Source organism: Kitasatospora sp. NPDC004669, from assembly GCF_040609455.1.
GTDB lineage: Bacteria > Actinomycetota > Actinomycetes > Streptomycetales > Streptomycetaceae > Kitasatospora.
Window position 1 is genome coordinate 39,885 of the sequence record NZ_JBEXKB010000021.1, and the last position, 22,039, is coordinate 61,923.

The 22,039-nt window shown below is 72.3% G+C and carries 22 protein-coding genes; 17 read left to right on the forward strand and 5 right to left on the reverse strand.

Annotated elements, in window-relative coordinates; all coding sequences use genetic code 11:
* From ABZW30_RS19375 to ABZW30_RS19425, 11 genes are read left to right on the forward strand one after another with little or no spacing between them, the layout of a single operon-like run.
* Positions 1–1,275, forward strand: a complete 1,275-nt coding sequence (locus ABZW30_RS19375; protein WP_355672338.1) for a glycosyltransferase — start codon at positions 1–3, stop codon at positions 1,273–1,275.
* On the forward strand, positions 1,272–2,507 hold the full coding sequence (locus ABZW30_RS19380; protein ID WP_355672339.1) for a class I SAM-dependent methyltransferase: 1,236 nt from the start codon (positions 1,272–1,274) through the stop codon (positions 2,505–2,507). Before ABZW30_RS19375 ends, ABZW30_RS19380 begins: the two co-directional genes overlap by 4 nt.
* Positions 2,504–3,334: a glucose-1-phosphate cytidylyltransferase gene (locus ABZW30_RS19385; protein ID WP_355672340.1), complete on the forward strand. Its 831-nt coding sequence runs from the start codon at positions 2,504–2,506 to the stop codon at positions 3,332–3,334. The genes ABZW30_RS19380 and ABZW30_RS19385 overlap by 4 nt, the downstream gene beginning before the upstream one ends.
* Positions 3,331–3,993, forward strand: coding sequence for a PIG-L family deacetylase (locus ABZW30_RS19390; protein ID WP_355672341.1), 663 nt, complete (start codon positions 3,331–3,333; stop codon positions 3,991–3,993). Before ABZW30_RS19385 ends, ABZW30_RS19390 begins: the two co-directional genes overlap by 4 nt.
* 3 nt (positions 3,994–3,996) lie before the next feature.
* Positions 3,997–5,022: an SDR family oxidoreductase gene (locus ABZW30_RS19395; RefSeq protein WP_355672342.1), complete on the forward strand. Its 1,026-nt coding sequence runs from the start codon at positions 3,997–3,999 to the stop codon at positions 5,020–5,022.
* Positions 5,019–6,293, forward strand: coding sequence for a DUF4910 domain-containing protein (locus tag ABZW30_RS19400; protein WP_355672343.1), 1,275 nt, complete (start codon positions 5,019–5,021; stop codon positions 6,291–6,293). Before ABZW30_RS19395 ends, ABZW30_RS19400 begins: the two co-directional genes overlap by 4 nt.
* Positions 6,290–7,645, forward strand: coding sequence for a hypothetical protein (locus ABZW30_RS19405; RefSeq protein ID WP_355672344.1), 1,356 nt, complete (start codon positions 6,290–6,292; stop codon positions 7,643–7,645). The genes ABZW30_RS19400 and ABZW30_RS19405 overlap by 4 nt, the downstream gene beginning before the upstream one ends.
* Positions 7,642–8,589, forward strand: a complete 948-nt coding sequence (locus ABZW30_RS19410; protein WP_355672345.1) for a glycosyltransferase family 2 protein — start codon at positions 7,642–7,644, stop codon at positions 8,587–8,589. The genes ABZW30_RS19405 and ABZW30_RS19410 overlap by 4 nt, the downstream gene beginning before the upstream one ends.
* Positions 8,586–9,839: a polysaccharide pyruvyl transferase family protein gene (locus ABZW30_RS19415; protein ID WP_355672346.1), complete on the forward strand. Its 1,254-nt coding sequence runs from the start codon at positions 8,586–8,588 to the stop codon at positions 9,837–9,839. Before ABZW30_RS19410 ends, ABZW30_RS19415 begins: the two co-directional genes overlap by 4 nt.
* Complete coding sequence (rfbC, locus tag ABZW30_RS19420; RefSeq protein WP_355672347.1) at positions 9,836–10,387, forward strand: dTDP-4-dehydrorhamnose 3,5-epimerase; 552 nt, start codon at positions 9,836–9,838, stop codon at positions 10,385–10,387. The genes ABZW30_RS19415 and rfbC overlap by 4 nt, the downstream gene beginning before the upstream one ends.
* Before the next feature lie 7 nt (positions 10,388–10,394).
* Positions 10,395–11,738 (forward strand): glutamate-1-semialdehyde 2,1-aminomutase, encoded by a 1,344-nt coding sequence (locus tag ABZW30_RS19425; RefSeq protein WP_355672348.1) that lies wholly within the window; start codon positions 10,395–10,397, stop codon positions 11,736–11,738.
* 7 nt (positions 11,739–11,745) lie between these two features.
* Here ABZW30_RS19425 and ABZW30_RS19430 read toward each other — a convergent pair whose 3' ends face one another.
* The 5 genes from ABZW30_RS19430 to ABZW30_RS19450 form a co-directional block, all read right to left on the reverse strand.
* Positions 11,746–12,429: a phosphatase PAP2 family protein gene (locus ABZW30_RS19430; RefSeq protein WP_355672349.1), complete on the reverse strand. Its 684-nt coding sequence runs from the start codon at positions 12,427–12,429 to the stop codon at positions 11,746–11,748.
* A 271-nt stretch (positions 12,430–12,700) separates the two neighbouring features.
* Positions 12,701–13,573 carry a class II fructose-bisphosphate aldolase gene (locus tag ABZW30_RS19435; RefSeq protein WP_355672350.1) on the reverse strand — a complete coding sequence of 291 codons (873 nt, stop codon included), beginning with the start codon at positions 13,571–13,573 and terminating at the stop codon, positions 12,701–12,703.
* The gene (locus ABZW30_RS19440; protein WP_355672351.1) at positions 13,564–14,523 is read right to left on the reverse strand and encodes a 1-phosphofructokinase family hexose kinase; all 960 of its coding nucleotides are present in this window, start codon (positions 14,521–14,523) and stop codon (positions 13,564–13,566) included. Before ABZW30_RS19440 ends, ABZW30_RS19435 begins: the two co-directional genes overlap by 10 nt.
* Entirely contained in the window at positions 14,520–15,434 is a 915-nt protein-coding gene (locus ABZW30_RS19445; RefSeq protein WP_355672352.1) for an ROK family protein, read from the reverse strand. Before ABZW30_RS19445 ends, ABZW30_RS19440 begins: the two co-directional genes overlap by 4 nt.
* Positions 15,431–16,303, reverse strand: coding sequence for a sugar isomerase (locus tag ABZW30_RS19450; protein ID WP_355672353.1), 873 nt, complete (start codon positions 16,301–16,303; stop codon positions 15,431–15,433). The genes ABZW30_RS19445 and ABZW30_RS19450 overlap by 4 nt, the downstream gene beginning before the upstream one ends.
* A 572-nt stretch (positions 16,304–16,875) precedes the next feature.
* On the opposite strand from ABZW30_RS19450, the gene ABZW30_RS19455 reads away from it, so the two are divergent.
* The 6 genes from ABZW30_RS19455 to ABZW30_RS19480 all read left to right on the forward strand — a co-directional run bounded on the left by ABZW30_RS19455 (position 16,876) and on the right by ABZW30_RS19480 (position 21,954).
* Complete coding sequence (locus tag ABZW30_RS19455) at positions 16,876–18,135, forward strand: extracellular solute-binding protein (protein ID WP_355672354.1); 1,260 nt, start codon at positions 16,876–16,878, stop codon at positions 18,133–18,135.
* A 140-nt stretch (positions 18,136–18,275) separates the two neighbouring features.
* Entirely contained in the window at positions 18,276–19,145 is an 870-nt protein-coding gene (locus tag ABZW30_RS19460) for a sugar ABC transporter permease (RefSeq protein ID WP_355672424.1), read from the forward strand.
* Positions 19,142–19,996 (forward strand): carbohydrate ABC transporter permease, encoded by an 855-nt coding sequence (locus tag ABZW30_RS19465; protein ID WP_355672355.1) that lies wholly within the window; start codon positions 19,142–19,144, stop codon positions 19,994–19,996. Before ABZW30_RS19460 ends, ABZW30_RS19465 begins: the two co-directional genes overlap by 4 nt.
* Positions 19,997–20,303: 307 nt before the next feature.
* Positions 20,304–21,062, forward strand: coding sequence for a DeoR/GlpR family DNA-binding transcription regulator (locus tag ABZW30_RS19470; RefSeq protein WP_355672356.1), 759 nt, complete (start codon positions 20,304–20,306; stop codon positions 21,060–21,062).
* Between the two features lie 284 nt (positions 21,063–21,346).
* Complete coding sequence (locus tag ABZW30_RS19475) at positions 21,347–21,490, forward strand: hypothetical protein (protein WP_355672357.1); 144 nt, start codon at positions 21,347–21,349, stop codon at positions 21,488–21,490.
* Positions 21,487–21,954 carry a protease inhibitor I42 family protein gene (locus tag ABZW30_RS19480; protein ID WP_355672358.1) on the forward strand — a complete coding sequence of 156 codons (468 nt, stop codon included), beginning with the start codon at positions 21,487–21,489 and terminating at the stop codon, positions 21,952–21,954. Before ABZW30_RS19475 ends, ABZW30_RS19480 begins: the two co-directional genes overlap by 4 nt.
* Positions 21,955–22,039: the final 85 nt, after the last annotated feature.

Sequence of the window (22,039 nt, forward strand, 5' to 3'; positions counted from 1 at the left end):
ATGCGCATCCTCGTGGTGCACAACCGCTACGCCTCGGCGCAGCCGAGCGGGGAGAACAAGGTCGTCGACCAGGAGGTGGGGCTGCTGCGCGAGGCCGGCCACCGGGTCGAGGTGTTCGAGCGGCGCAGCGACGACATCGCCGCCCGGTCCCTGCTGGGCAAGGTCGCGGTGCCGCTGACGGTGCCGTGGAACCCGGCGGTCCGCGCGGAGCTCGCCGCCCGGCTTCGCACCGAGCGGCCGGACGTGGTGCACGTCCACAACGTCTTTCCCCTCCTGTCGCCCGCGGTGCTGTCCGCCTGCGCGGACGCCGGCGTGCCCGCCGTCGCCACGCTGCACAACTACACCCAGATCTGCCCGCCGGGCACGCTGCAGCGGGACGGCCGGCCGTGCACCGAGTGCGTCGGGGCGTCACCGCTGCCCGCCGTCCGGCACGGCTGCTACCGGAACTCCCGGCTGGCGACGGTGCCGCTCGCGGTCAGCCTGTCGATCAACCGGCGGCGGTGGTGGTCCGGCGTGGAGCGGTTCTTCTGCATCTCCGCGGCGCAGCGCGACGTCCTGGCGCGGGCCGGCATGCCACCCGAGCGGCTGGCGGTGAAGCACAACTTCGTGCCGGACCCGGGCGCCTGCCGAACGGGCGCCGGCGAGCATCTGCTCTATCTCGGCCGACTCGCGGAGGCCAAGGGCGTGCGGCTGCTCATGGCCGCGTGGGACGGGATCGCCGCGGACGGCGGTGTGGGCGTGCCGCTCGTGGTCGCCGGCGCGGGGCCACTGGAGCGAGAGGTGACCGCCTGGGCGGCGGGCCGGGACGACGTGCGGTACGTCGGCCTGTACGACCCGGACCAGTGCCGACAGGCCGTCGCACGGTCGGTCGCCGTGGTGGCTCCCTCGACGTGGCTGGAGGCGTTCGGCCTGGTGGTCGTGGAAGCGATGGCGGCGGGGGTACCGACCGTCGCCGCCGGTCACGGCGCCTTCGTCGAACTCGTCGAGGACGGCGTGACCGGGCTGCTGCACCAGCCGGGCGAGGCGGCCTCGCTCGCGTCCTGCATACGCCGGATCACGGCCGAGCCGGACCGCAACCAGGAGATGGGCCGGGCGGCCCGGCGCCGTTACGAGCAGGGGTTCAGCCCGGCCGTCGGGCTGGAGCGCCTGGTGGAGGGGTACCGCACCGCGATCGCGGTGCGGTCCGGCGGCGCGGACAGCGCGTCGCCGGTAGGGAACGGAAACGCTGGCTCGCGGCGGGGCACCCGCGCGAGCAGGAATGGGGGTAACAGATGACACGATGCCGACTCTGCGGCTCGGCGGCGATGGGGAGCGTCGTCGATCTGGGGGCGACCCCGCCGTGTGAGAGCTTTCTCGCCGCGGACCAACTGGACCAGCCGGAACCGGCGTACCCGCTGCACCTGCGGGTCTGCACCGACTGCTGGCTCGCGCAGATCCCTCCGCTGATCACGCCGGAGGACACGTTCACGCAGTACGCGTACTTCTCCTCCTACTCGACCTCCTGGGTGGAGCACGCGCGCACGTTCGTCGCCGATGCCGTACAGCGGCTCGGTCTCGGCCCCGACGACTTCGTGGTCGAGGTCGCGAGCAACGACGGCTACCTGCTCAGGCACGTGGTGGACCGGGGGATCCGCTGCCTCGGCATCGAACCGTCGGTGAACGTCGGCGCCGCGGCGCGGGACGCGGGTGTGCCCACGCTCACGGCGTTCCTGGACCCGGCCGCCGGCTCGGCCGTCCGCGCCGAGCACGGCCCGGCGGACCTGGTCGTGGCCAACAACGTGTACGCGCACATCCCCGACGTGGTCGGGTTCACCCGGGGGCTGCGCGCCCTGGTGTCCGACGACGGCTGGGTCTCCATCGAGGTGCAGCACCTGCTGACCCTGATCGAGGAGAACCAGTACGACACGATCTACCACGAGCACTTCCAGTACTACACGGTCGCGTCCGCGATCCGGGCGCTGGCGAGCGGCGGACTCGCGCTCGTGGACGTCGAGCTGCTGCCCACGCACGGAGGTTCCATCCGGCTGTGGGCCCGGCCGACCGAGGTGGCCGGCGAGCCGACCCAGCGGGTGGCCGACGTGCTGGACCGGGAGAAGGCCGCCGGGCTCCAGGAGCTGTCCGGGTACACCGAGTTCTCCGCCCGGGTGGCCAAGGTGCGCCGGGACCTCCTGCGGTTCCTCATCGACGCGGCCGAGCGCGGCGAGACGGTCGTCGGCTACGGCGCCCCGGGCAAGGGCAACACCCTGCTCAACCACTGCGGCATCCGGCCCGACCTGCTCCCGTACACGGTCGACCGGAACCCCTACAAGCACGGCAGGTTCACCCCGGGTACCCGCATCCCGATCCTGCCGCCCGAGCGGATCGGCACCGACCGGCCGGACTACGTCCTCGTCCTCCCGTGGAACCTGCGGGCCGAGCTGGTCGAGCAGCTGTCCTTCGTGCACGAGTGGGGCGGCCGACTGGTCTTCCCCATCCCGGAACTGAGCATCGTCGAGGTGAAGCCGTGAAGGTTGTCCTGTTCTGCGGCGGTTACGGGCTGCGGATGCGCAGCGGAGCCTCCGACGACATGCCCAAGCCGATGGCGATGGTCGGCCCGCGGCCGCTGATCTGGCACGTCATGCGCTACTACGCGTACTTCGGGCACACGGAGTTCATCCTGTGCCTCGGGTACGGGGCCCACCACATCAAGAACTTCTTCCTCAACTACGAGGAGACGACGTCCAACGACTTCGTGCTGCGGGGCGGGCGGACCGAGCTGTTGTCCACCGACATCTCCTCCTGGACGATCACGTTCGCGCAGACCGGCATCGATTCGCCGATCGGCGAGCGGCTGCGCCGGGTGCGGCACCACCTGGACGGCGACGAGATGTTCCTCGCCAACTACGCCGACGTGCTCACCGACGCCCCGCTGCCGGAGATGATCGACCGGTTCGCCCGGCGCGACGCCGGTGCGTCGATGATGGTGGTGCCGCCGCAGTCCTCGTTCCACTGCGTGGACCTGGGCGAAGACGGCCTGGTGGGGGGCATCACCGCGGTGAGCGAACTGCCGCTGTGGGAGAACGGCGGCTACTTCGTGCTCCGCCAGGAGGTCTTCGACCACATCCCGGAGAACGGAGACCTGGTCGCCGACGGATGTTCCCAACTGGCCAAGCGCGGACGGCTGGTGGCGCACCAGCACCGCGGCTTCTGGAAGCCGACCGACACCGTGAAGGAGCGGGCCGCGCTCGACGCCGCCTACGCCCGGGGCGACCGCCCGTGGGCCGTGTGGGAACGGGACGGCGCGGGGGCGAGCGCGACCGGCGGCGGGGGCGGCGCCGGGGCGAGGACCGCGTGATCCGGCTCGGGGCCGGGCGCCTGGACCGGATCGTCGCGGTGGGGGCGCACTGCGACGACATCGCCATCGGCGCCGGCGGCACGCTGCTGACGATGTGCCTCGCGCGGCCGGGTCTGCGGGTCGACGCGCTGGTGCTCTCCGGCGGTGGCGGCGAGCGGGAGCAGGAGGAGCGGGCCGCGCTCGCCGCCTTCTGCCCGGGCGCCGACCTGCGCCTGACCGTCCTCAAGCTGCCGGACGGGCGGCTGCCCGCGCACTGGGACGAGGCCAAGGCCGCGGTCGAGGAACTGCGCGGGCAGACCGAGCCCGACCTGGTCCTCGGCCCGCGGACCGAGGACGCGCACCAGGACCACCGCGGCCTGGCGACGCTGCTGACCACCGCGTTCCGCGACCACCTCGTGCTCGGCTACGAGATCGTCAAGTGGGACGCCGACCTGGGCCGCCCGGTGGCGTACCAGCCGCTGTCTCCGGAGATCGCCGAACAGAAGGTGCGGCTGTTGCAGGAGCACTACCCCTCGCAACGGCACCGGCCCTGGTACGACCGGGAGGCCTTCCTCGGGCTGGCGCGGATCCGCGGCATCGAAAGCCACGCGCGCTACGCCGAGGCGTTCGCCGCCACCAAAGTCACTCTCAATCTGGGCACTCTCAATCTGGGGGGATGAACCATGCGCGTACTGCTGACCGGACACCAGGGCTACCTGGGCACCGTGATGGCCCCGGTCCTCGCCGCAGCCGGGCACGAAGTCGTCGGGCTGGACGCCGGCCTGTTCGCGGACTGTGTGCTCGGCCCGACGCCCGCGGACCCGCCGGGGCCGCGGGTGGACCTGCGCGACGTCACGGCCGAGCACGTGGCCGGGGTGGACGCCGTGATCCACCTGGCCGCGCTCTCCAACGACCCGCTGGGCTCGCTGGCGCCGGACCTCACCTACGACATCAACCACCACGCCTCCGTACGGCTGGCCGAGCTGGCCCGCGACGCCGGCGTGCGGCGCTTCCTGTACGCCTCGACCTGCTCCGTCTACGGCGCCGCCGGCGGCGACGACCTGGTGACCGAGGACGCCCCGCTGCGCCCGGTGACGCCGTACGCGGAGTCCAAGGTGCGGGTGGAGGACGACCTGCACGCGCTGGCGGACGGCGACTTCAGCCCGGTGTACATGCGCAACGCCACCGCCTTCGGCTACTCGCCCCGGCTGCGCGCCGACATCGTGCTGAACAACCTGGTGGGCCACGCGCTGCTGTCCGGCGAGGTGCTGGTGCTCTCCGACGGCACCCCCTGGCGCCCGCTGGTGCACGCCGCCGACATCGCCCGGGCCTTCGCGGCCGCGCTGGTCGCGCCGCGGGAGGCGGTGCACGACCGGGCGTTCAACATCGGCAGCGAGGTCAACAACGTCACGGTCGCCGAGATCGCCGAGCAGGTCGCCGAGGCGGTGGCCGGCGCGAAGGTGCGGATCACCGGGGAGAACGGCGCCGATCCGCGGTCGTACCGGGTGGACTTCTCCCGGTTCCGCGCCGCGCTGCCCGGCTTCGACTGCGAGTGGACGGTGAAGCAGGGCGCGCTCGAACTCGCCGACGCCTACCGGAAGTTCGGACTCACCCGGGAGAGCTTCGAGCGCAGCTTCACCCGGCTGGCCGTGCTGCGCCAGGCCTCCGAGGCCGGCACCGTCGACGACACCCTGCGGTGGCGACGATGAGCGCGATCGGCGAGGAGATGCACGACCTGGTGGAGCGGATGTACCCGCTCTGCCGCAGCATCACCGGCGACGGGGTGCGCGCCACCCTGGACATCGTCGGCGAGTACCTTCCGCTGCAGGTGCACGAGGTGCCGACCGGGACGCAGGTGCTCGACTGGACGGTGCCGCAGGAGTGGAACATCCGGGACGCGTACATCGCCGACGGCGCCGGCAACCGGGTCGTCGACTTCGCCGCGTCCAGCCTGCACGTGCTCGGCTACAGCGTGCCGGTGGCGGCGACCATGCCGCTGAGCGAGCTGCGCGGGCACCTGCACACCCTGCCGGACCAGCCGACCCTGGTGCCGTACCGCACCAGCTACTACGCACCGGAGTGGGGGTTCTGCCTGTCCCAGGAGACCCTGGACGCGATGCCGGACGGCGAGTACGAGGTGCGCATCGACTCCACGATCGCCGACGGCCACCTCACCTACGCCGAGCACGTCGTCCCCGGGCAGGTCGCCGACGAGGTGATCGTCTCCTGCCACGTCTGCCACCCGTCGCTGGCCAACGACAACCTGGCGGGCATCGCGGTGGCGACGTTCCTGGCCCGGGAGCTGGCGCAGCAGACGCCCTGGTACACCTACCGGTTCATCTTCGCCCCCGGCACCATCGGGGCGATCACCTGGCTGGCCCGCAACGCGGAGCGGGTGGAGCGGGTCAAGCACGGGCTGGTGCTGGCCTGCGCCGGCGACCCGGGCCGGCTGACGTACAAGCAGAGCAGGCGCGGCGACGCGGAGATCGACCGGGTGCTGCGGCACGTCCTGACCGCATCCGAACGACCGCACCGCGTCACCGAGTTCACTCCGTACGGCTACGACGAGCGGCAGTACTGCTCGCCCGGGTTCGATCTCGGCGTCGGTTCGCTCACCCGGACCCCGTACGCCGGGTACCCCGAGTACCACACCTCGGCGGACGACCTGGACTTCATCTCCCCGGAGGCGATGGCGGACACCCTCGCCGTCTGCCGCGAGGCGTTCGCCGTGCTCGACCGCAACCGGCGCTACCTCAACCTCAGCCCCTACGGCGAGCCGCAGCTGGGCCGGCGCGGGTTGTACGACTCGCTCGGCGGCCGCAGCGACGCCAAGCAGGCCCAGATGGCCATGCTCTGGGTGCTCAACATGTCCGACGGCGAGCACGGCCTGCTGGACGTCGCCGAGCGCTCCGGGCTGCCGTTCGACACGGTCGCCGCCGCGGCCGGCGCCCTGGAGGGCGCCGGGCTGATCAAGACATGACGCGGATGACCACCGAGGGGGTGAAGACGACGACGGCCGGTCCGTCCGGGAAGACCGGGCGGACCGGGCGGACCGGACGGACCGCCAAGCGGGGCGTGCTCGGCCGGCTGTCCTGGGGACTGGCCGACCAGGCGGCCTCCAGCATGACCAACTTCGCGGTGGGCATCTACGTGGCACGCGAGCTGGGGGTGACCGCGTTCGGCGTGTTCAGCCTGGCCTGGCTGACCTACGGCGTGGTGCTCAACGTCGCCCGCGGGCTGGCCACCGACCCGCTCGTGGTGCGCTTCAGCGGCGTGCCGGACGCGCCCTGGCGCGCGGCGGCGGCCCGGTCGACGGGTGCCGCGCTCAGCGTCGGCGCCACCCTCGGCGCGGTGTGCCTGCTGGTCGGGCTCGGCCTCGGCGGCAGCGTCGGGCCCGCGTTCGCCTGCCTCGGCGTCGTCCTGCCGGCGCTGCTGCTCCAGGACTCCTGGCGGTTCGCGTTCTTCGCCGCCGGTGCCGGGAAGAAGGCGTTCGCCAACGACCTCGTGCAGGGTGTCGCGCTCGTCCCGGCCATGCTCCTGGCGGCCCACGCGGGCAGCGTGGCTGCCTTCGTGCTCGCCTGGGGCGCCTCCGCCGCGGTGGCCGCCGGGTACGGCTGCCTCCAGTCCGGCCTCCGGCCCCGGGTGACCGAAGCCGGCGGGTGGCTCCGCGAACAGCGTGATCTCGGCTCCCGGTACCTGGTCGAGAACGTCAGCCTCAGCGGCGCGAGCCAGCTGCGGGCGTACGGGCTCGGCGCGATCGTCGGGGTCGGCGCGGTGGGGGCGGTCCGGGGCGCCGAGCTGCTGCTCGGCCCGTTCCTCGCCCTGCTGATGGGGCTGTCGCTGGTCACCGTGGCGGAGGCGGCCCGGGTGCTGAGACGGGCACCGCACCGGCTCGGCAGGTTCTGCTTCCTGCTGGGTGGCGGGCAGGCCGGCGCCGCCCTGCTGTGGGGCGCGGCGCTGCTGCTGATGCCGGGTCGGCTCGGCGAGCTCGTCCTCGGCGACGTCTGGCACTCCGCCTCCCAGCTCATCGTGCCGGCCACGCTCGGCGTGGCCGGCGCCGGCCTCGGCAGCGGCGCGGCGGCCGGGCTGCGCGCGCTCGCCGCGGCCCGGCGCAGCCTGCGCAGCCAACTCTTCGCCTCCGCCTGCTACTTGGGCGGCGGGCTCGGCGGAGCCGCCGCGGCCGGTACCGCCGGCTCGGCCTGGGGCGTCGCCATCGCGACCGCCTGTGGCTCGGCCGTGTGGTGGCTGCAGCTGCGGGCCGCCCTGCGCGAGCACCACCGCGCCCCCATCCCCGAAGTAGAGGACGACATCCCCGAAGTGAGGACGACATGACCGCCGTTCCCCGGTTGAGCATCGGGCTGCCCGTCTACAACGGCGAGGAGTACCTCGCCGAGTCGCTCGACGCCCTGCTGGGCCAGACCTACGAGGACTTCGAGCTGGTCATCTCCGACAACGCCTCGACCGACGCGACCCAGGACATCTGCCGCAAGTACGCCGAGAAGGACTCGCGCATCCGGTACCTGAGGCTGCCCCGGAACATCGGCGCCGCGCCCAACCACAACCACGTGTTCACCGAGTGCCGTGGCGAGCTGTTCAAGTGGGCCTCGCACGACGACCTGTACGCCCGGGACCTGCTGCTGCGCTGCGTGGAGACGCTGGACGAGCGGCCGGACGTGATCCTCGCGCACTCCGGCCAGGCGGTCATCGACGGCGACGGCCAGGTGAAGGTCCCTTACGAGTACGGGCTCGCCACCGACTCGCCGCACGCGCCGGAGCGCTTCCGCAGTCTGCTGTTCGAGCCCGGTGGCGACGACTTCTACGGGGTGATGCGGGCCGACGTGCTGCGCCGGGTGAAGCCGCACGACAGCTACCACCACGCGGACCGCACGTTCGTCGCCGAGATCACCCTGCACGGGCCCTTCCACCAGGTGCCGGAGCTGCTGTACTTCCGCCGCGACCACCCCACCCGCGCCGAGCGGGCGAACCCTTCCATGCGTTCCCGGTGCGTCAACCTGGACCCGCGCCGGGCCGGCCCGCTGCACCCGACGCCCCGGCTGCTCGCCGAGTACGTCTGGGGCTTCGCCTCGGCGATCCGGCGGGCGCCGTTGTCCCCGGACGACCGGCGCGCGTGCTACCGCCACCTGGCCGCCTGGATGACCAGCCGGCTCCGGCCGGGCGCCGGTGAGCGGGTCGAGGACCGCGCCCCGGTCGAGCCGGCCCTGCTCACGGTCTCCGTCGACGCCCTCGTGGCCGGACGTGAGGGGAGGCAGGCATGACGTCCGCGGACGGAACCCCGGTGCGCGTCGGGGTGTTCGGCCTGCTCGGCTCCGGCAACCTGGGCAACGACGGGTCGCTGGAGGCCGTGCTCGGCTACCTCCGCACCGAGCACCCGGAGGCGGTCGTGGACGCGCTGTGCGGCGGACCCGAGGTCGTCACGGCCCGGTACCGGATCCCCGCGACGCGGCTGCACTGGTACCGCGGGGAGTACCGGACCGCATCGCGGGCGGGCGCGATCGCGGCAAAGGGTCTGGGCAAACTCGTCGACGCCGTCCGCACCGCCGCCTGGGTGCGCCGGCACGACGTGGTGATCGTGCCGGGCATGGGCGTCCTGGAGGCCACGCTGCCGCTGCGGCCGTGGGGCTTCCCGTACGCGCTGTTCCTGCTCTGCGCCTCCGGCCGGCTGTTCGGCACCCGGGTGGCGCTGGTCGGCGTCGGCGCCGCCCCGATCGGCAACCGGCCCACCCGGGCCCTGGTGCGCTGGTCGGCGCGGCTGGCCGCGTACCGGTCGTACCGGGACGCCCTGTCCCGCGACGCGATGCGGGCGATGGGCGTGGACACCGCGCGGGACGAGGTCTACCCGGACCTCGCCTTCGCCCTGGCGACGCCGTCGGCGAGCGCGCCCTCCGGTCCGCCGGGCCCGGTCTGTGTCGGCGTCATGGACTTCCACGGCGGCAACGACGACCGCGCCCGGGCCGAGGAGATCCACCGGCGCTACCTCGACGGGACGACCCGCTTCGTCCGCGCGCTGGTCGAGGACGGTCGGCCGGTCCGGCTGCTCACCGGCGACGAGGTCGACGCGCAGGTGGTCGCCGCGATCCTCGACGCGGTGGACTCGCCGCTGGTCACCGCCGCCGAGGCGGCCTCACTGGCCGACCTGATGGAGGAGACGGCGGCCGCCGACACCGTGGTGGCGACCCGGTACCACAACCTGGTCTGCGCGCTGAAGGTCGGCACGCCCACGCTCGCCCTGAGTTATGCGGCGAAGAGCGACGCGCTCATGGACCAGATGGGGCTGGGCGGGTACTGCCACCCGGCCCGCGAGGTCGACGCCGACCGGCTGATCGAGCAGTTCCGGGCGCTGGAGCGGCGATCGACGGAGCTTCGGCAGACCCTCACCGAGCGGAACCAGGCCGCCGCCCGGCGCCTTGAGCACCAGTTCACCGCCTTGACCGCGGCCCTCTTCCCGACGGCCGACCACGACCACCATGACCACGCCCACGCCCATGCCCTGAGGGAGGCGCCGTGAAGGCGACCGAAGTCCCGGCGATCGCCGGCGCATACCTGTTCGAGCCGACGCCGTACGCCGACGAGCGCGGCTTCTTCTGCCGCACCTTCGACGCCGACGTGGTCCGCTCGGTGGGCCTCGACCCGAACGCCTTCGTCCAGCACAGCGTCTCCCGCTCGGTCCGGGGCGTGCTGCGCGGCCTGCACCTGCGCTCCGGTGCCGGCGAGGCCAAGCTGGTGCGGTGCTCCTACGGGAGGGTCTTCGACGTCGTCGTGGACCTGCGGACGGACTCGCCGACCTACCGCGGCCAGGCCTTCTTCGAGCTGTCCGGCGAGACGCAGGCAAGCGTGTACATCCCGGCGGGGTGCGCGCACGGTTTCCAGGCGCTGACCGAAACCGCCGACGTCTCGTACCGGATCGACCGCCCGCACGATCCGGCCGAGGACGTGACGATCGCCTTCGACGACCCGGAGCTCGCCATCCCCTGGCCGTTGCCGGCCCTGTCGATGTCCAAGCGGGACCGGGAGGCACCGAGCCTCGCCGAGGGCCTGCGGCAAAAGGAGAAGTGAGACCGGCGTGAACATCCAAGTCACCGACGAATCCGGAGAGTTCGCCCTGCCGCGGTCGCGGGCGGCGAACGAGCGGCTGCACGCCGTGATCCCCGGGGGCGCGCACACCTACGCCAAGGGCGACGACCAGTACCCCGAGAACCTGGCCCCGGTCATCAGCCACGGCCGCGGTGCCCACGTGTGGGACATCGACGGCAACCGCTACGTCGAGTACGGCTCCGGCCTGCGGTCGGTCAGCCTCGGCCACGCCCACCCACGCGTGCTCGAGGCGGTGCGGCGGGAACTCGACCGCGGCAGCAACTTCGTCCGACCGTCCATCGTGGAGGTCGAGGCCGCGGAACGCTTCCTGGCCACGGTGCCGACCGCCGAGATGGTGAAGTTCGCGAAGAACGGCTCCGACGTCACCACCGCCGCGGTGCGACTCGCCCGCGCCGTCACCGGGCGCCCTCGGGTGGCCGTCTGCGGCGACCATCCGTTCTTCTCCGTCGACGACTGGTTCATCGGCACCACGCCGATGTCCGCCGGAATCCCGGCCGCGATCACCGAGCTCACCGTGGCGTTCCCCTACGGGGACCTGGCCGCCACGGAGGAACTGCTCACCCGGTACCAGGACGAGGTCGCCTGCCTGATCCTCGAACCCGCCGGCCACACCGAGCCGCCGCCCGGGTACCTCGCCGGCCTGCGTGAGCTGGCCGACCGGCACGGCTGCGTACTGATCTTCGATGAGATGATCACCGGCTTCCGCTGGTCCGAGGCGGGCGCCCAGGGCCTGTACGGCGTCGTCCCCGACCTCTCCACGTTCGGCAAGGCGCTGGGCAACGGGTTCGCCGTCTCCGCGTTGGCCGGGCGCCGCGACCTGATGGAGCGGGGCGGGCTGCGTCACTCCGGCGACCGGGTGTTCCTGCTGTCCACCACGCACGGTGCGGAAACGCACTCCCTGGCCGCCGCGATGGCCGTGCAGACCACCTACGTCGAGGAGGGCATCACCGCTCGGCTGCACGCCCTCGGCGAGCGGTTGGCCGCCGGTGTCCGCGAGGCCGCCGCCGGCATGGGCGTCGGCGACCACCTCGTCGTCCGGGGCCGGGCCAGCAACCTGGTCTTCGCCACCCTCGACGAGAACCGGCAGCCGTCGCAGCGGTACCGCACCCTGTTCCTGCGCCAACTCCTCGCGGGCGGAGTGCTGGCCCCGTCGTTCGTGGTGAGCAGCGCGCTCGACGACGCCGACATCGACCGCACCGTCGACGTGGTGGCCGGGGCATGTGCCGTGTACCGGAAGGCACTGGACGCCGCCGACCCCACCCCCTGGCTGGCCGGGCGGCCGGTGAAGCCCGTGTTCCGCCGTTTGGCGTGACGCCGCGTCAGATGCGTTGTCGGCGACCGGCTTCGGCGAGCCGGTCGGCCATCCGGTCGACCAGCCACGCGGTCGCCGGTATCACCGCCAGCGCGGTGCACCAGCCGCCGAGGACGTCGGTCGGGTAGTGCGCGCCCAGAGCGACCTGCGCCCAGCCCATGGTGGCGCCGGCAGCCGGCGCCGCGGTGAGCACGAGTAAGGTGCCGGCCGTGCTGCCGAGGCCGAGCCCGTCTCGGCCTCGGCGGCGGGTCACGAGCATCGCCACGGCGAGGGCGAACGCGGTGAAGAAGGCGGTGTGCCCGCTCGGGTAGGACAGGTTCTCGCCGTGGATGGTGCGTCCCGCCAGGTGCTTGAGCAGCGTCGCCGTCCCCACGGTCATGCCGACGCCGGCAACGGTGAACACCGCTGCGCGAGGACGCCGAAGCAGCAGACAGCCCGTCACGACGGCCGCGACCAGGGCGGAGGCTCCCACCGGCTCGCCCAAGGAGTCCATGGCCAGAGCGACGGACCGCCACGGCGACCCCACGCCGTACACCGCCGCCCCGATCCGCGCGTCCACCCTGCCGGGCTCGCTCTCGTCGGCGTACCGGACCCCGAGCACGACGACCACCAACGCGGCGAAGCCCGCAATCAGCCCGAGCCACACGCGAAGCGATGAGGGCAGCACCGCGGGCGCCGGTCGGCCGGTCACACGCCCACCGCGCCCGGTCGATCTGGACAGGGCCATCGGGATCAGCCTCCACATGTCAACCCAACCGACAACCCGGTCGCGGCGAACCGCCGACGGACAGTCACAGAGCCTGAACCGCAACCTGCTTCGGAGCGCCCCTGAAGCGGGATTCATGATACGGGCGTACGGCGACATGCGAGCGGTTTCGGCACCACGCGAAGCCGTCGGCCCCCGGGTGGCGCCGACGGCGGGGACGGCCCGAGGACGGTGCTGACGGACGGCGGGTCCCGGCTCAGTCGTGAGCGGTGGCCGGGGCCGCCGGTGGGGGCGTTGCCTTCAGGACGCCGAGCAGGCGGGTGACCTCGGTGGCGACGGCGGTGCGGGCGGGGTCGAGGTAGCGGCGGGTGTCGACCAGCCGCGCGTTGTCGGCCAGGGCCTGGCGGACGGTGGTGGTGAAGACCCGGTTGAGGTGGGTCGCGATGTTGATCTTGGTCATGCCGGCGTCCACGGCGGCGGTGAGGTCCTGGTCCGCCACGCCGGAGGAGCCGTGCAGCACGAGCGGGACCGGGACGGCCTCGTGCAGCCTTGCGATGAGCTCGAAGTCGAGGGCCGCGTCGCGGGTGAGCATGGCGTGGGAGGTGCCGACGGCCACCGCGAGCGCGTCCACGCCGGTGGCGGCGACGAATGCGGCGGCCTCGGCGGGGTCGGTGCGCGCGCCGGGTGCGTGGACGCCGTCCTTGCCGCCGACCTCGCCGAGTTCGGCCTCGACCCAGACGCCGGCGGCGTGGCAGTGCTCGACCACCTCGGCGGTGGTGCGCACGTTGTCCTCGTAGGCGAGCACGGAGGCGTCGAACATGACCGAGGTGAGGCCCAACTCCACGGCCTCGTGGACAAGTTCGACGGAGGTGGCGTGGTCGAGATGGACCGCGACCGGTACCCGCGCGGCGCGGGCGACGGTGAGCGTGGCGGCGGCGATCGGGGCCAGGGCGCCGTGGTAGCGGACGGCGTTCTCGCTGATCTGCAGGATGACCGGGGCGCCGGCGGCTTCGGCGCCGGCGACGATCGCCTGGGCGTGTTCGAGGTGGATGACGTTGAACGCGCCGACGCCGCGCACGGCATCGGCATCGGCTGCGGCGGTGATCGCGCCGGTTCCGGTCAGGGGCATGGGTCGGGCTCCTCGGCTGCGAAGGGTGCGAAGGGTGTGAGGGGACGGACGTCCACACGGGAGCGCAGGGCCCGGTGGACGGCCGGGTCGAAGTCGCCCGCGAGCGGTGCGGCGACGGCGGCCGCGGAGAGTGCCACGGCCTCGGCCAGCCGGTCGGGCCAGGGGGTGCCGGTGACCAGGCCGAGGGTGAGCGCGGCGACCGCGGCGTCGCCGGCGCCGGTGGGGTTGCCGGCCAGCCGCTCGGGTGCGCGGGCGCGCCAACTCCCGTGCGGCGTGACGGCGATGAGGCCGTCGGCGCCGAGCGAGGCGACCACCGCGCCGGCTCCGGCGGCCTGCAGCGCCCGGGTGGCGACCACCGGGTCGGTGAGGCCGGTGGCGGCGGCGAGTTCGTCGGCGTTCGGCTTGATCAGGGCCGGGCCCGCCGGAAGCGCCGCGCGCAGGGCCGCCCCGCCGGCGTCGAGTACGGCCGGGACGCCGTGTGCGTGCGCGTTCCGGAGCAGTTGGGCGTAGGCGTCCTGGGGGACACCGCGTGGCAGGCTGCCGGAGAGGACCACCGCGGTGGCGTCCGGTAGCAGCGTGTCGAGGTGGTTGAGGAAGTGCTCCCACTCCTCGGTGCCCACCATCGGTCCGGGTTCGAGGAGGATCGTGGTGTCCCCGACGCTCTCCTCGACCACGGCCACCGTGCGCCGGGACTCACCCGGGATCGTCAGCATCCGCTCGGTCAGTCCGGCGGCGGTGAGTTCGGCGCGGATCGCCCGGCCGGTGAGGCCGCCGACCAGGCCGGTGACGGCGGTCGGGTGGCCGAGGGCGTGCAGGACCCGGGCGACGTTGACGCCCTTGCCGCCCGCCCGCTCGGCCACCGCCCGGACCCGGTTGCTGCCGTGCGGACGCAACCGGTCCAGGTGGTGGGTGATGTCCAGAGCCGTGTTGAGGGTGACGGTGAGGATCACGGCGCCGCCCCCGAGGCCAGGAGGTCCCGTGCGAGCAGTCCGGCCCCGAAACAGCCTGCCTCGAGGCCGAGTTCGGCGGGTACGAGTTCCGGTATCGCCTGGAAGGCGAGCCGGGCGGCCAGGGCTTCGCGCAGCGGCGCGAAGTAGGGCTCGCCGGCTCGGGCCAGGCCGCCGCCGATCACGACGCGCTCGGGGTCGAGCAGCGTGACCGCGCTCGCCAGGCCGTCGGCGAGCGCGTCGACGGCCTCCTGCCAGACGGCGGCGGCCGTCCGGTCCCCGGCTGCGGCGCGCTCGGCGACCTGCTGGGCGGTGATGCCCGGCTCGCCGGTGGCGGCGGCGTAGCGGCGGGCGATGGCGGCGGCCGAGGCGAGGGTCTCCACGCAGCCGCGGGCACCACACGCGCAGGGATCGCCACCGGGGCGGACCACCAGGTGGCCGAGCTCGCCGGCGCGGGTGTGGCTGCCGGTGAGCGGGCGTCCGTCGACCATCACGGCGGCGGCGATACCGGTGCCGACCGGCACGAACAGGAAGTTACGGCTGCCGCGGCCGGCACCGGCCCTGGCCTCGGCGATGCCGCCGGCCCGCACGTCGTGCCCGAACGCGACCAGGACGCCCAGGTGTTCGGACAGCCGGTGCCGGACGGGCACATCGCGCCAGCCCAGGTTGGCGGCGAGCACCGCGATGCCGGCCCCCTCGTCGACGACGCCGGGCACGGCGACGCCCACGGCGGCCGGACCGAAGCGCCCGGCGAGTTCGGCGGCACAGTCGAGGACGGTTTCGAGTACGGCCTCAGGGCCGCGCTCGGTGCGGGTCAACCAGCGCTCGGTGTGGCGCAGGGTGCCGTCCTCGGCCACCGCTGCGCCCTTGATGTAGGTGCCGCCGACGTCGAGGGCGATCGCGGTGGCGCTCACGGCCGGGTCAGCACGATGGAGCGGGTGAGGCCCTGCGGCTGGTCGGGGTCCAGGCCGCGGCCCTTGGCCAGCTCGACGGCGAGCCGCTGGGCGCGGATCAGGTCGGCCATCGGGTCCAGCGGACTCACCGACAGCACTGCGCCGGTCGGCTCGACCTGGTCGACCAGTCCGGTCGGCGGCTCGCCGAAGAACCACAGGACGCTGTTCGGGCCGGTGACGCTGATCGGGCCGTGCCGGTACTCCATCGCCGGGTACGACTCGGTCCACGACCCGGACGCCTCGCGCAGTTTGAGCGCCGCCTCGTTCGCCAGGCCGACCGTCCAACCCGTCCCGAGGAAGGTGAACTGGGTTGCCTCGGTGGCCCGTTCGGGCAGCTGGGCGGCCAGCGCCCGCTCGGCGTGCGCGGCCAGGTCGGCGGGGGCGAGGCCGAGACGGCCACGCAGCAGGGCCAGCGCGGTGGTGGCGAAGCGGGTCTGCACCACCGACTTCTCATCGGCGAACTCCAGGTCGATCACGTGCCGGGCGGCCGTGCTGATCGGGGTGGCGAGGTCGCCGGTGAGCGCGACGCTCGGCGTCGCGCCGCACCGCTCCAGCGCGGCCAGCACCTCGGTCGTGGTACCCGAGCGGCTGATGGCGACGACGCGGTCGTAGCCGCGGGCGGCCGGGAACTCGGAGGCCGCGAAGGCGTCGCTCTCGCCGAGCCCGGCACCCTCGCGCAGACCCGCGTACGCCTGCGCGATGTAGAGCGAGGTACCGCAGCCGATCACGGCCACCCGCTCGCCGCACTCCGGCAGCCCGACGGGCTCCAGCTCCAGCGCCTTGCGCCAGCACTCCGGCTGACTGGCGATCTCCCGCTCGACGTGACTCATCAGAGCTCTCCTCGGTTCGGCTCGGGCGGCGATCCGGCCCGGGCGCGCGTTTCATGCTGCAAGCTTCTGCTTGAAACTGATTTATTCATAGCTCAAATGTTCATCTATGAGCAATACCGCGCGGCCGGAAGGGATGGAACGTCAGGCGTCGGGCGGAGTGCGCGGGGGTGGCGTCGAGCGCGACGCCGGTGAGGGCGGCGGTCGCCGCGATGAGCGTCGTGGGTCGGCGCGAGAGGAGTCGTCTGGTTGCAGGTGCAGGAGGCTCCTCTGCTCTGATCGAAATTGATCCAACGAGCCCCGCAAGTGATGCAGCTTCAGTCAGATGCGGAGCAGCTTCGGGCGGCTGGGCGCCCTGCGTCAAGACGCGGGACGCCTCACGTTCCCCTTGCCGATTGACTGCAACGCTTCGGTAACGCGGCTGGCCTGCCGAGATGGCAGCAGTGCACACTCTGTTCGAAGCGAATGCTCGATGTTGCGCAAATATCGATCACCTGGCGCACTTTTGTGCACGTCGCACCATCCCCACTCGGGCCGCCGCTGGGTCGGCCCCAGCTGCAAAGGCGGTATCAGAGATGAAGCGGCGTCTTCTCGCCCTGTCGGCGGCCACCGTGGCCGGAACGCTCGCGATGTCGGGGTGCAGCAAGGGTTCGAGCTCCGGTTCGACCTCCGCCGACGGCGTCACGACGATCAAGTTCGTCGCCGCCGACTACGGCTCCAACGGCCAGAACCCGAGCCAGGCGTACTGGCAGGGCGTGATCTCCGCCTTCGAGCAGCAGAACCCGAAGATCAAGGTCGACCTCCAGGTCATCAACTGGAACGACCTCGACACCCAGGTCAAGACGATGGTGCAGAACGGCAACCAGCCGGACATCCTGCAGACCGGCGGCTACGCCGACTTCGCCAAGAACGGCCAGCTCTACCCCGCCCAGGACGTCCTCTCCGGCAGCACCGCCGCCGACTTCATCCCCGCGATGGCGCACGCCGGCGAACAGGGCGGCACCCAGTACGGCATCCCGTTCGTCTCCAGCGCCCGGATGTTCCTGATCAACAACGCGCTCTTCAAGAAGGCCGGTCTCGACCCGGCCAAGGCGCCCAAGACCTGGGCCGACCTCACCACCGCCGCCACCGCACTGAAGAACGCCGGTGTGGAGATCCCGCTCGGAGTGCCGCTCGGCAAGGAGGAGGCCCAGGGCGAGTCGTACATCTGGATGCTGGAGAACGGCGGCGGCTACCAGGACGCCAAGGGCACGTACACCATCGACTCGCAGGCCAACATCGACACCTTCACCCAGCTCAAGAGCTGGGCGGACGCCGGCCTGACCGAGCAGAGCCCCGCCTCCGTCAACCGCACCGACCTCGCGAAGGACTTCGCGTCGGGCAAGGTCGGCATGCTCAACGGCATTCCCACCCAGCTGAACGACGTCAAGACCATGGACGTCACCTGGACCGCGATGCCCAGCAAGGACGGCACCGGCAAGGCCACCCTCGGCGTCGCCGACTGGGTGATGGCCTTCAAGAAGGGCGGCCACAAGGACCAGATCAAGGCCTTCCTCGACTTCGCCTACGGCAAGGACAACACGGTGAAGTTCGACAAGCAGTACAGCCTGATGCCGGTCACCCGGTCCGCTCTCACCGAACTCCAGGCCGATCCGGAGGAGAAGGGCCTCCAGCCGTTCCTGCAGATCCTGCCCACCGCCACCTTCTACCCGCTCAGCGACCCGACCTGGCCGGCCGTCTCCGCACAGATCAAGACCCAGATCGGCAGCGCGCTCGGCGATCCGAAGAAGGCCCTCGACGCACTCCAGCAGGCCGCCCAGCAGGCCGGCGAGTGACCCGGGCGGCCGCACGAGGAACGCACACCGTGTCCTCCACCAGTACCTCGGACGTCCGGCCGGACGACGCCTCCCGGCCGCCCGCGCCGACGACGGGCCCGTCGGCTCCGCCCGCGGGCCCGCCGGTCAGGCGCCGTTCCCTGTTCGTACGGCTCGGACCACTGCCCTGGCTGGCCCCGGCCGTCGTCCTCATCCTGGGCGTGGTCGTGTGGCCGGTCATCGAGATGGTCGGCACCTCGCTGCGCAGGATCGACACCACCGGCACCGACCACGGCCCGGCCGGCCTGGTCAAGTACCACAAGCTCTTCAGCGACCCCCGGCTGCCCCAAGTGCTCACCTGGACCGCCGTGTGGACGGTCGCCGTCGTCGGCCTGACCATGCTGATCTCACTCGCGCTGGCCCAACTGTTCAACCGGGACTTCCCCGGCCGCCGAGTCACCCGGTGGGCGCTGATCGCCCCCTGGGCCGCCTCCGTGCTGATGACCGCGATCGGCTTCCGCTGGATGCTCGACCAGGTCGCGGGCGTGTTCAACCGGCTGCTGCTCGACCTCGGCCTGATCGACCACCCGCAGGCCTGGCTGGGCGACGCCGCCCACGCCAAGCCCTGGCTGGTCCTCGTCGCCGTCTTCGTCTCGCTGCCGTTCACCACCTACACCCTGCTCGCCGGCCTGCAGACCGTCCCCGCCGAGGTCTACGAGGCCGCCCGGGTCGACGGCGCCACGCCCTGGCAGACCTACCGCAGGATCACCCTGCCGCTGCTGCGCCCCGCCTTCATGGTCGGCCTGGTGATCAACCTGATCAACGTCTTCAACTCGTTCCCGGTCATCTGGGGCATGACCCAGGGCGGCCCGAACGCCGACACCGCGACCACCACCGTGTTCATGTACATGTTGCGCGGCTACGACGTCGCGGAGTCCGCCGCCATGTCCGTGGTCAACTTCGCCGTCGTGATCGTGATGGTGGTCGTCTTCCTCAAGGTCAGCCGCTGGAACGGGGAGGAGAACCGATGACCACCCTTCAGCCGTCACCGCGGGCGGCGACGCGCCGCCCGCGTGCCCGGACCGTCCTGCTCACCGCGCTCGCCTGGGCGCTCGCCGCGCTCTTCCTGCTGCCCTACGTCGAGATGCTGATCACCGGCGGACGTCCGGCCGACCAGCTGCGCGACGACTCCTACCTGCCGACGCACTTCGACTGGTCCTCGTTCACCGAGGTCTGGACCGACACCACGCTCGGCCAGAACCTCCGGATCACCCTGCTGGTCGCCGGCGGCTCGACACTCCTGGTCCTGCTGGTCGCCCTGCCCGCCGCGTACTGCACCGCCCGGGTGCGCTTCCGCGGCCGCAAGGCGTTCCTGCTGCTGGTGCTGGTCACCCAGATGTTCCAGCCCACCGCCCTGCAGGTCGGCCTGTACCGCGAGTTCTACGCGATGGACCTGTTGGACACCGTCGGCGTGCTGGTCCTCGCGAACGCCGCGTTCAACCTGGCCTTCGCGATCTGGATCCTGAGTGCCTACATCGGCGCCATCCCGATGGAGCTGGAGGAGGCCGCGATGATCGACGGCAACAGCCGGATCGGCGCGCTGCTGCGCGTCACCCTGCCGCTCGCGCTGCCCGGGGTGGTCACCGCCGTGATCTTCACCTTCATCTCGGCCTGGAACGAGTTCATCATGGGCCTGACCCTGACCGACTCGCCCGACCGGCAACCGCTCACCGTCGGCATCAACAACATGATCGGCGCCTACAGCGTGCAGTGGAACCACGTGTTCGCCGCCTCGCTGGTGGCCATCGTGCCGGTGGTCGTGCTCTTCGCGGTGATCGAACGGCACGTCGTGTCCGGACTCACCGCCGGCTCCGTCAAGTAGCCCGGGCGGACCACGGCCGGGAAACGCGAGCGCGCGGCGGCGGGCCGCCCACAGGGGAGGAGCGGCCCAGCTGGTCCGGTGACGACCTCCTGCACCGGTGGTGCCTCCGCCCGCGCCGGGCGGAGGCACTGCGCTCCGGTCAGACCGGGAGCGGCTACGTGACCGCATCGCTCGGTGAGCAATGATGATTACAGATCCGTGGTTTTAGTCATGTCTGAACGGTGAGGGTTCTGGAGCTGGTCGTGCTCGGGACCGGGGATATGGCCAGGTCGGGCCATCTTCGCGAGGATGGCGCTACACTCCGATCATGCTCAAAGCTGATCGCGCGGCCTTGATCCTGTCCCACATCGGCGAGGTGGGGAGTGCGGATGTGCACGCACTCTCGCAACTGCTGGGCGTGTCGGGTGCGACCGTGCGGCGGGACCTGCAGGAGTTGCACGAGCAGGGCTTGCTGCAGCGCACGCGGGGCGGTGCGGTGACGGGCGCCGTGAACCTGGAGCTTCCGTTGCGGCACCGCAGTGGGAAGCGGCCGGAGGAGAAGCGGCGGATCGCCCGGGTGGCCGCCGAACTGGTGCCGGACGGCGCCGTCGTGGGGCTGACCGGCGGGACGACCGCCACGGAGCTGGCCCGGGTGCTGGGTGAGCGGGGCGGCTTCACGGTGGTCACCAACGCGGTGAACATCGCGGCGGAGCTGATCGTGCGTCCTGGGATCCGTCTGGTGGTGATCGGGGGGCTGGCCCGGTCGGCGAGCTACGAGCTGGTCGGGCCGGCGGCGGACCGGATGCTCGCGCAGTACCACTTCGACGTCGCGTTCATCGGGGTGGACGGCCTCACGGCACAGGAGGGCTGCACCACGCACGACGAGATGGAGGCGCAGACCGACCGCGCCTTCCTGCGCGGCAGCGCGCGCTCGGTGGTGCTGGCGGACAGCACCAAGGTGGGCCGGGTCACCTTCGCCTCGATCTGCCCGCTGTCCGACGTCCACGACCTGGTGACGGACGACGGGCTCACCGCCGCCCAGGAGAGAGCCGTCGCCGAATGCGGCGTACGGATCCACCGAGCCTGACGCGCCCCGCCGGCAGTTCGAACGCTTCTCCTCCGCATCGCCATCGGTCGGACCGACACCGACACCGGCCCCGCTCCTGGACGGGGCCGGGGTGTCGGCCGTGCCGCCGTGTCCGCGTCCGGTTCCCCGAGACTTCCCCGCGATCCTGTGCCCGTTCCGTACGGATCCGGCGGGTTGTGCGCACGCCCCTCCACCCCTGCGTTCCTCCTGGTGGAAGGCGGCAGAACTGCCGCTATGCTGTCCGGCGATCTTCGGACGGTATGACGGGGAATCGGGGGAGCGGCATGGGCGGCGACGGCGCCGGGACGGGGTTCAGCGCGCATCCGGACAAGCTCGGGGACGCGGGTGACCAGCTGGTCGCCCGCTGGCTCGACGCGGTCGCCGGCGTCCTGGCGCTGCGGGTCACCAACCGGGAGACGAACTCGTGAAGAAGAAGTGGCAGCGGATCCTCCTCGTCGCGGTCGTCCTGCTGGCCGTCGCGGGTGCGGCGGGCGCGGTGGCGATCCACAAGATGACCACCGGCAAACTGGACCACGGCACGGTGTTCACGGCGACCTCGGGCGAACTGGCCGTCAAGCCGGGCCAGTTGTTCTCGGTCGAGGTGAGCGCCCACCGGGAGTGGGGCGACATCTGGACCGTGGCGGATCCGGCCCCCGACCCCGCGGTGGTGCAGACCGTCGGTGACGAGTTCGTCCGCAACGTCGGTCTGGCGAACCTGGGCGGCGCGATCGGCTCGGATTCCGGCGGTCACTACTACTTCGTCTTCCGCGCCGCCCGGAACCCCGGCCGGACCACCGTCACCGTGCACGTCGCCTACCGCGACGAGCTGGGTGGAACGTTCTCCGGTGGCCCCGAGCAGACCAAGCGCCAGTTCACCGTCAACGTCGGTTGAGCCGTCACCGGTTGGGGGTGGGTCCAGACCCACCCCCAACCGGGGGCTCAGCCGTATTCTGCCGCCACCCCGCCGTCCCTAACGT

Coding starts and splice junctions, on each gene's coding strand:
- ABZW30_RS19470 (WP_355672356.1), top strand. CDS start 20,304: ATGCTCAAAGCTGATCGCGCGGCCTTGATCCTGTCCCACATCGGCGAG.
- ABZW30_RS19415 (WP_355672346.1), top strand. CDS start 8,586: ATGACGTCCGCGGACGGAACCCCGGTGCGCGTCGGGGTGTTCGGCCTG.
- ABZW30_RS19410 (WP_355672345.1), top strand. CDS start 7,642: ATGACCGCCGTTCCCCGGTTGAGCATCGGGCTGCCCGTCTACAACGGC.
- ABZW30_RS19465 (WP_355672355.1), top strand. CDS start 19,142: ATGACCACCCTTCAGCCGTCACCGCGGGCGGCGACGCGCCGCCCGCGT.
- ABZW30_RS19375 (WP_355672338.1), top strand. CDS start 1: ATGCGCATCCTCGTGGTGCACAACCGCTACGCCTCGGCGCAGCCGAGC.
- ABZW30_RS19400 (WP_355672343.1), top strand. CDS start 5,019: ATGAGCGCGATCGGCGAGGAGATGCACGACCTGGTGGAGCGGATGTAC.
- ABZW30_RS19380 (WP_355672339.1), top strand. CDS start 1,272: ATGACACGATGCCGACTCTGCGGCTCGGCGGCGATGGGGAGCGTCGTC.
- ABZW30_RS19435 (WP_355672350.1), bottom strand. CDS start 13,573: ATGCCCCTGACCGGAACCGGCGCGATCACCGCCGCAGCCGATGCCGAT.
- ABZW30_RS19450 (WP_355672353.1), bottom strand. CDS start 16,303: ATGAGTCACGTCGAGCGGGAGATCGCCAGTCAGCCGGAGTGCTGGCGC.
- ABZW30_RS19395 (WP_355672342.1), top strand. CDS start 3,997: ATGCGCGTACTGCTGACCGGACACCAGGGCTACCTGGGCACCGTGATG.
- ABZW30_RS19405 (WP_355672344.1), top strand. CDS start 6,290: ATGACGCGGATGACCACCGAGGGGGTGAAGACGACGACGGCCGGTCCG.
- ABZW30_RS19475 (WP_355672357.1), top strand. CDS start 21,347: ATGGGCGGCGACGGCGCCGGGACGGGGTTCAGCGCGCATCCGGACAAG.
- ABZW30_RS19455 (WP_355672354.1), top strand. CDS start 16,876: ATGAAGCGGCGTCTTCTCGCCCTGTCGGCGGCCACCGTGGCCGGAACG.